The 8429-nt window shown below is 72.5% G+C and carries 7 protein-coding genes; 6 read left to right on the top strand and 1 reads right to left on the bottom strand.

The genetic code is table 11. From position 1 onward, the window contains the following. The 6 genes from ACFWTE_RS10140 to dpgD all read left to right on the top strand — a co-directional run. Positions 1–936, top strand: a 936-nt coding sequence (locus tag ACFWTE_RS10140; RefSeq protein WP_378778984.1) for an alpha/beta fold hydrolase, incomplete at its 5' end; no start/stop codon positions are given. 43 nt (positions 937–979) lie between these two features. Further along, a complete protein-coding gene (dpgA, locus tag ACFWTE_RS10135) occupies positions 980–2086 on the top strand; it encodes a 3,5-dihydroxyphenylacetyl-CoA synthase DpgA (RefSeq protein ID WP_378778983.1) in 1107 nt (368 codons plus the stop codon). Positions 2087–2121: 35 nt separating this feature from the next. After that, positions 2122–2814 (top strand): enoyl-CoA-hydratase DpgB, encoded by a 693-nt coding sequence (gene dpgB / locus ACFWTE_RS10130; RefSeq protein ID WP_378778982.1) that lies wholly within the window; start codon positions 2122–2124, stop codon positions 2812–2814. A gap of 31 nt (positions 2815–2845) precedes the next feature. Beyond that, entirely contained in the window at positions 2846–3691 is an 846-nt protein-coding gene (locus tag ACFWTE_RS10125) for a DNA-binding response regulator (RefSeq protein WP_378778981.1), read from the top strand. A gap of 39 nt (positions 3692–3730) precedes the next feature. Next, entirely contained in the window at positions 3731–5089 is a 1359-nt protein-coding gene (dpgC, locus tag ACFWTE_RS10120) for a (3,5-dihydroxyphenyl)acetyl-CoA 1,2-dioxygenase DpgC (RefSeq protein WP_378778980.1), read from the top strand. A gap of 5 nt (positions 5090–5094) precedes the next feature. Then, on the top strand, positions 5095–5901 hold the full coding sequence (dpgD, locus tag ACFWTE_RS10115; protein ID WP_378778979.1) for an enoyl-CoA-hydratase DpgD: 807 nt from the start codon (positions 5095–5097) through the stop codon (positions 5899–5901). A 209-nt stretch (positions 5902–6110) separates the two neighbouring features. Here dpgD and ACFWTE_RS10110 read toward each other — a convergent pair whose 3' ends face one another. After that, positions 6111–8390 carry a phosphodiester glycosidase family protein gene (locus ACFWTE_RS10110; RefSeq protein ID WP_378778978.1) on the bottom strand — a complete coding sequence of 760 codons (2280 nt, stop codon included), beginning with the start codon at positions 8388–8390 and terminating at the stop codon, positions 6111–6113. Positions 8391–8429: the final 39 nt, after the last annotated feature.

Genomic DNA, 8429 nt, shown 5'->3' with positions numbered 1-8429 from the left:
CTCCTGGCCACCCAACTCATCGCCCGCATCCGCACCACCCTGGGCATCCACACCAAAGTCCGCACCCTCTTCGAAAACCCCACAGTCCAACGCCTCGGCGACGCGCTCCGGGCCACCGGCGACAGCTCCGACGACCTGGGAGCAGTCCTCACCTACCGTGCGGACGGTGACCTGCCACCGGTCTTCCTCGTCCCTCCCGCCAACGGTCTGAGCTGGTGCTACACGGGCCTGTTGCGGGACCTTCCACCGGGTCACCCCGTCCACGCCTTCAACGACCCCCGACTGCTGCCCGGACAGGACGCGGCCCCGATGACGGTGCCCGAACTCGCCTCCTACTACGCCGAGCAGGTGGACAAGCTCAGCCAGGGCGGACCTGCGGTCCTCCTCGGCTGGTCGTTCGGGGGAACCGTCGCCCAGCACATGTCGGTCGAAGCGGCTGCCCTCGACGCGCCACCACGGCAGTTGATCCTGCTCGACTCGCACGCGGGCGGCGCGGGCCTTCGCACCCTGGCGGCCGATGTCCGCCGGGTGTTCGCCGCCGCCCTCGACGGAGTCGACGTCCCGCTCCGGAACGGGCACGAGCACCCGACCGCCGCCGACGCCCGTGCGGCCCTGGACGAGCGCGGCAGCGCGCTGCTCTCCCTTCCCGACGAGTCCCTGGAACGGCTCTTCGTCGTCTCCCGGCACAACGCGGCCGCTCTGGACTCGCACACCTCCCGGGGTTCGGCGGTCCCGACCGTCCTCTTCGAGGCGACGGCCGAAGGGGCTCCGGCGTCCGAGAGCTGGAGCGGTCTACTCGGCCCTGACCTGGACGTGCGGTCCGTCGACGCCGGGCACTTCACGATGCTCTCCGCCCAGGCACTGAGCTCCCTGGGCCCCCTGATCCGCTCCCGGGTCACCCACGCATCCCCACGGGCGGTGTTTCCGCAGAGCTGAGACACCCCCGTCTCCCCCAGCCGCCCGGAAGGAAGGAACCTTCATGCTCCCCCACCCCGCCACCGCTCCACGACCTGGGGCCACCGCGGCGGCAGCACGGTCGTCGGCCTCGATCATCAGCGTCGGAACCGCCGTGCCGCCGGACTCCTACACCCAGGAGGAGCTTCTGGAGATCTTCGACATCCAGGAGCCCAAGGTGAGGTCGGTCTTCCTCAACAGCGCCATCCAGCGCCGTCACCTCACCCTCCCCCCGCGAGGGCCCGACGGCACCCGCGTCATGGAGGAGCAGGGTGCCCTGCTCCAGAAGCACCGGGTACAGGGCATCGACATGGGCGCGCGTGCCCTCCAGGAGTGCCTGAAGCAGAGCAGTGCCGACATCTCCGACATCGGCTACCTGTGCTGTGTGACCACGACCGGCTTCCTCACCCCGGGTTTCAGCGCCCTGCTGATCCGGGAGCTGGGCATCCCGGAGAGCTGCAGTCGCCTGGACGTGGTGGGGATGGGCTGCAACGCGGGACTGAACGCGATGAACGCCGTCGCCGGCTGGGCCCGTGCGCACCCGGGGGAACTGGCGGTCATGGTGTGCGTGGAGGCCTGCTCCGCCGCCTACGTCTTCGACGGGACGATGCGCACGGCCGTGGTCAACAGCCTCTTCGGTGACGGGGCCGCCGCGGTGGCCGTCACCGCGGGCCCCGACGCCGCCTCCTCCACTCCCCGGTTGCTGCGCTTCTCCAGCCAGATCATCGTCGACGCCCTTCCCGCCATGCGCTACGACTGGGACGACGACCAGGGGAAGTTCAGCTTCTTCCTGGACCCGAACGTGCCCTACGTGGTGGGCGCCCACGCCGAGCGGGTCGTCGACCGTCTGCTGGCCGGAACCGGGCTCAGGCGCAGCGACATCAGGCACTGGCTGGTGCACTCGGGCGGCAAGAAGGTCATCGACTCGGTCATGGTCAACCTGGGTCTGAGCAGTTACGACGTCCGGCACACCATCAGCGTCCTGCGGGACTACGGCAACCTCTCCAGCGGATCGTTCCTGTTCTCCTACGAGCGTTTCGTCGAGGAGGGCCTCGCCGATCCCGGAGACTTCGGGGTCCTGATGACCATGGGCCCGGGTTCGACCATCGAGACCGCGCTATGCCAGTGGTGACACCTCCTACCCACCCCCCGAGAACGGAGACACCCATGACCGTGACCACGACCGTCCTCCAGGAAACGACCAGCCCGCACCTCGACATCGACGGCTCGCTGCCCCTGACCACCGAAACCGTCGCGGCGCTGGAAGCCTTCTGCGACACATGCGAGGACGCCGGTCCCGGGGCCGTGGGGATCGTGCGCCTGTCCGGCCGCCCCGGGTCGGACACGTTCGCCGGCACAACGGTGCACCTGGTCAACAAATGGGAGCGGGCGCTCAGACGGGTGGAACGCATGGGCGCGGTCACCGTGGCGGTGGTCGAGGACGAGTGCGGAGGACCGGCGTTGGAGGCGCTGTTGGCGACCGACTACCGGGTCGCGACCCCGGGCAGCCTCCTGGTTCCGGTGGGCGGCCCGAAGACGACCTGGCCCGGTATGTCCCTGTACCGGTTCTTCCACCAGGCCGGTGCCGGGGCAGCGCGGCGCTACGCGCTGCTGGGCCTGCCGGTCCAGGTGGAGCAGGCCAGGGAGCTGGGGCTGGTCGACGAGGTGGACGCCCGCGCGGAGGAGGTGGCGGCGCAGGTCGCGCAGACACTGCGTTCCAGGTCCTCGCGTGAGTTCGCGGTGCGCAGGCAGCTGCTCGCCGAGGCCTCCGCGACCACCTTCGACGAGGCGCTCGGCCGGCACCTGGCGGCATGCGACCGGGAACTGCGCCGGGGGGTCGACGGTGCCGTGGACGCCTGACGCGCGCTCGGCGTCCGAGGAGCAACCGAACGTGACCGCAACGGAGATGCGCTCTCCCGCGACGGGGTCCCCGGCGACACCTCCCCTGGGCTTCAACGACTCGCTCCTCACCCCCGAGGCCGCCCTCGACTCGTTGTCGGTGTCCTTGCTGGATGCGGAGTCGGCGGACACGGCCGAGGTCGTCTCGATGGGACTGCCCGAGTTCGTCGTGGCGGAGGCCCGTGCCAACGGTCTCCCCGTTTCGCCGGTCCGGATCTGCGCGTCGCCCGACTCACTGGCCGACGCCGTCGCCGCCATGCGCCTGCTCCGGCGCGGGCAGGACACCCCGGCCACCAACCTCACGCTCACCGCGGCACACGCGACCCTGGCCGTCCCCGCGAACCGGCGGGCTCTGACAGGACTTGCCGAGGACGGGGTCAGGGTGCGCACATGCCAGGAGGTGATGCCCGACATGATCACGCTGGGCAGCACCGTGGGTGTGGTCACGGTCAAGGACATCGACGGCACCAGGCGGGCGCGGGTGTTCCGCTCCCCGCACAAGGTCGACCACATGCTGCGCTGGCAGTTCTCCCAGTGGTACCGGTCGGCGGCTCTGGAGGAGCTGCGGGACGTGCTGGACATCCTGGACAACCCGATGCGGGTGGAGGTGATGGCCCACCTGAGCGCGGGGACCAAGGACGAGGTCGCTGCCCGGGGCCTCAACGTCTCGGTACGCACCTACCACCGCCACGTGGCGGCCATCATGTCCACGCTCGGTGTGCACGCCCGGTTCGCTGCGGGGATGCGCGCCCAGCAGACGGGGCTGTCCGCGCTCTGCTCGATGGTGCGCAAGGGACGGCCACCGACGCAAACCTCCCCGGACGCCCCCAGGCCCTGACCACCACCGACCCCGGAAGGGACCCGTATGGAACCGCACATGCCCTCGACGGTGAGGGCCCTGAACGAGATCTGTGCCGTGCCGCTGCCCTCGCGCATGACCGAGGCCGCGCACGTGCTCAACGGCGCCGCGAAACAGCTGGAGGAGGCGCTGTTGGCGGGGCCGCCCCCCGCGGAGCGGACACCGCGGGAACGGGCGTCGGCGGCGGAGGCCAAGGACGCGGTGCGCACACTGCGCCACCGCTTCCTGACCCGGCACACCGAGGACGTGTACGACGAGCTGACCGGCGCGGGGACCCGCCGCCCGCGCCTGGACCGGTTGGTCGGGGACGCGGCACTGCGCTTCCCCGGGTTGCTCCCGTCCCGCGCGTTGATGGAGGTGGAGTCCAAGCGCATGCAGGCGGACAAGGAGGGCGCCGAGATCGACCAGGGGTTGTTCGTGCGTGCGGTGCTGGGCTCGCCGCGGACCGGGCGGCATCTGATCGACTCGATGTTGCGGCCCACCCCCGCGGGGGTCGATCTGCTGCCGGAGTTCCGAAGGACGGGCACGGTCGACCTCGGCCCCGTGCGGATCGAACGGGTCGGGCGGGCCGCCCACGTGACGATGTGCGCCCCGGACCGGCTCAACGCCGAGGATGACGCCCAGGTGGCGGCGATGGAGACGGCTGTGGACCTGGCACTGCTGGACCCCGGTGTGGGCGTCGGTGTTGTGCGGGGCGGGACGATGACGCATCCGCGGTACCGGGGGCGGCGGGTCTTCAGCGCGGGGATCAACCTCAAGGAACTACACCGGGGCGGTATCTCGCTGATCGGCTTCCTGCTGGGGCGCGAACTGGGGTACATCAACAAGATCATCCGGGGGTTGGACCCGGGGGACGGGGAGTCGTGGCGGCCCCGGACGGTCCAGAAGCCCTGGGTGGCGGCGGTCGACACGTTCGCCATCGGGGGCGGGGCACAGTTGTTGCTGGCCTTCGACCGGCTGATCGCCGGCAGGGACGCCTACGTCAGTCTGCCCGCCGCGCAGGAGGGCATCGTGCCCGGTGCGGCCAATCTGCGGCTCGGTCGGGTGGCGGGGCCGCGGGTGTCCCGGGAGGTCATCCTCTGGGGACGGCGTATCTGGGCGTCGGAGGCGGACGCGTCGCACCTGTTCGACACGGTGGTGGAGCCGGACCGGGTGGACGCCGCGGTGGAGGAGGCGGTCGAGCGGTTGGACTCCCCCGCCGTGGTCACGAACCGGCGGATGCTGCGGCTGGCCGAGCACCCGCCCGAGCCGTTCCGGGAGTACATGGCGGAGTTCGCCCTCCAGCAGGCCCTGCGCCTGTACAGCGAGGACGTGATCCACAAGACCGGCCGGTTCACGACCCGTGCGCGCGCGGACGAGTCCGACGAGGAGAGATGAGCGGGATGGGCGGGACCGAAGAGCCCCGGGTGCGCTACGAGAGGGACGGGCACGTGGCACGGGTGACGTTGAACCGGCCCAAGGTGCTCAACGCGATGGACCTGCGCACGCACGAGGAGCTCGCGCGGGTCTGGGACCGGATCGAGGCGGACCAGGACGTGCGGGTGGTCGTGCTCGCCGGCGCGGGTGAGCGGGCCTTCTGCGTGGGCCAGGACCTGAAGGAACGTGCGCGGCTCGATGCGGAGGGTCGGGAGGCGACCACCTTCGGGAGCCGTGGCCTGCCGGGCTGGCCCCGGCTGACGGAGCGCCACGCGTTCTCCGTGCCCGTTGTCGCGCGGGTCCAGGGGTACGCCGTCGGCGGCGGGTTCGAGCTCGCGTTGGCGTGCGACATCATCGTGGCCGCCGAGAGCGCGCGGTTCTCCCTGCCCGAGGCACGCCTGGGACTGGTCCCGGGGGCGGGCGGGGTGTTCCGGTTGACGCGGCAGATCCCCGCGCGAGTGGCGATGGGCCACCTGCTCACGGGGCGTGAGATGACGGCGGGACGCGCGGCCGAGCTTGGCCTGGTCAACGAGGTCGTCCCGGACACGGAGCTGGACGCGTGCGTGGACGGGTGGGTGGCGGACCTGCTGGCCAGCGCGCCGCTGTCGACCCGGTCGGTCAAGGAGGCGGTGGCGCGTTCCGCGCACCTCTCCGTGGAGGAGGCGTTCTCCACCCGGTACCACTGGGAGGAGCGGCGGATGCGCAGCGAGGACGCCCGTGAGGGCGCACGGGCGTTCGTGGAGAAGCGGCCGCCGCGGTGGAGCGGCCGCTGATGTTGCGTGCCGGGTGTGAGGGAGGCTCTGGCATGTACTGAGTCCGGTGGAGCCGTGTTTCCGGTTTCTCGGGCCACGGTGCCCGGTTTCGCGTTCTCGAACTCCATGGGTGTCAGCCGGCCGATCACCGAGTGTGGGCGCTGTCGGTTGGCGACCGCCGGTTCCGCGCTCGAAGGCGTCCGTTCCGCTGTCGGGGGCGGCCCGGCCGATCAGGGCTGCGTCGTGGTCTGGGCGGTGAGGCCGTCGAGCACCACCTCGCCGGTGTAGGCGCGGCCCGGGTCCTCTTCCAGCAGGTACACGCGGGAGACCGTGACCGGGTGTCCGACACCGTCGGGCACTTCGAGGCGCACGTCGCGCCAGTCCTCCCAGTCGACCGCGGGGCCTCTGAGGGAGTGTCCGACACCGTGGCTGTCGGTGAGGCCGATCATGAGGCGGGCCCCCTTGCCGTCGCCGCGCACGCCCGCGGTGAACGCGAAGGCCTGGCGGTCGAGGGTGAGCGGCCCGGGCGGGTGGGCGGCGGCGGTCCGGGTCCGCATGTCGCGGGTGAAGTCGTAGGCCAACGCCAGTCCGGGGCCGTCGCGCCCGGCCGCGGGGCGCACCCCGGCCTCGCCGCGTGCGGACCGTGCCGTCCACTCCCGCGCGTCGTCGAAGGTCGCCACGGGCGTCGTCCGCGCGCCGACCGAGAACGGGACCTTCGTGCTCACTCCGCCGGCGGTCACCGTGAGGGTGCCCGCCCCTTCCCCGGTGCGGGGCCGCACCTCGAAGCGGCCGTCGTCCCGGGCCACCACCTCGGCCAGCTCGGGGGCGACCTCGACCTCGGCGTCGACCGGTTCGACGGGTGCCCGCTCCCCGTCCCCGGTGGCCCCGGTGAGCACGAAGGAGGCGGTGTCGTCGGAGGAGGCCAGACCCAGGCGTCCCGGTGTGGCGTGCAGTGTGTCCGGGGCGGGCAGCACCTCCAGGTCGACGGTGTCGCGGACGGTGCCGGCGTTCCCCGTGACGGTCACCGGGCCCGGGCTTCCCGCGACGAACCGGGGGCCGTCACCGTGCCCGGCGGGTGCGGACAGATCGAGTTCGCCGGTGCGGTCGTCGGGGGTGTGGGGCGCACCCGGTCCGGACGGACCGAAGGCCTCGTCGTGCCCGGTGGCGGCGAGGGTGCGGTGCATGCCGGTGAACACGCGGCGGGGGTCCTCCTGGGCGGGTGTGGGAGAGCCGTGTTCGGGCCGGGGTTCCAGCGCGGGCCGCAGCCACAGGCCAGAGGTCAGGGCCGACCCTTCGGGCGCTGTGATCACCAGACCGTCGGGGACCTCTCGGAGCTGTTCCCCGGCGCGGTTGCGCAGCACCGGGCGGACGCCCCCGGGTTGGCGGGCGAGCAGGGTCGAGGATCCGCCCCCGTCCAGCTCCAGCGCCTGGGTGGCCCCGGACGAGGCGAGGAGTTCGGCGACCTCCGCGAGCGTGGACCCGGCGGTGGTGGGGTTGCGCCCGTCCGTGGCCACCACGTGCATGGTGCCGCCGTCCTCGGAGAACCCGATCGCGGTACGCGGCGCGCGGGAGTCGTTGTCGACGGGGACGGGCTCGCCGTCGCGGACCAGCACGTGCCGCCCGCCCAGGACGGTGCGGGGTTCGGTGCCCTCGGCGGTGAGGGTGTGCTGCAGGTCGACCGAATCGCCCTCGGACAGGGCGGCGATCCACTCCGCCGCGGAGCCGCGCGCCACCAGGACCTGCTCGTGCTCCCCGATCGGGCCGCTGCCGGGGGTGTCGCCGACCCGCTCGACGGTGCCCCGGGAGATGACGGCCTCGGCGACGGGGGTGGTGGCCGGGCCCCCGGGGTCGGCCCCCGGTTCGTGGACGACGTGTTCGCGGGGGTGCTCGCCCCAGTCCGAGGTGTACAGGCCGAGCCCGTTCGCGGGGACGGCGGGGGCGTTGAGGGCGTCGAGTTCGAGGTCCCCGGTCGGCAGGGAGGCGGTCCCCTCGAAGGCCACCTGCCGCACGCTGCCCGTGCCGTCGGTGTCGATGACCACGGCGTGGGTGAACCCCGCGTCCGGTGAGGTGAGGACGCGTCCGTCGCGCATCCCGGCGCCCAGGGGGGCCTGGGTGGCGCCGATGTCGAAGAAGCCGCCGTTGACCGCGGCGACGACGGTGGAACCCTCGGGGGGTGCGGTGGCCGCCGCCATGTCCGCGACCGTGGCGGGTGAGGTGAGACTGCCTCCGCCGGCGTGCTCGACCCCGATCTCCTCGGTGAGATCCACGGTGAGGAGGCCGGCGAACTGCTCCCCGTCGCCTCCGTGTTCGGGGACGGGGCCGGACACGAACTCCATCCCGGTGGCGACCCGCTCCACCACGGCCCCGGCGATCCCGGGCGCCGGCGGGGCCACGTCGGCCGTCACCTGCGACGACGGCGCGATGAGGGTCATGGGTGCGACCAGTGCGAGGACCACGGGGACGGTCGCCGGGCGGGCGGGACCCGAGGGCCTCGGGCGGGACAGGTTCACGGGGGCACCCCTTCGGGTGAGGACTCGACTCGGAGGCGG

Source organism: Nocardiopsis sp. NPDC058631 (genome assembly GCF_042716955.1).
Classification (GTDB): Bacteria; Actinomycetota; Actinomycetes; order Streptosporangiales; family Streptosporangiaceae; genus Nocardiopsis.
The sequence above is the reverse complement of the archived record's forward strand: the minus strand, read 5'-3'. Positions and strand labels throughout refer to the sequence as shown.

Coding starts and splice junctions, on each gene's coding strand:
- dpgA (WP_378778983.1), top strand. CDS start 980: ATGCTCCCCCACCCCGCCACCGCTCCACGACCTGGGGCCACCGCGGCG.
- dpgB (WP_378778982.1), top strand. CDS start 2,122: ATGACCGTGACCACGACCGTCCTCCAGGAAACGACCAGCCCGCACCTC.
- dpgC (WP_378778980.1), top strand. CDS start 3,731: ATGCCCTCGACGGTGAGGGCCCTGAACGAGATCTGTGCCGTGCCGCTG.
- dpgD (WP_378778979.1), top strand. CDS start 5,095: ATGGGCGGGACCGAAGAGCCCCGGGTGCGCTACGAGAGGGACGGGCAC.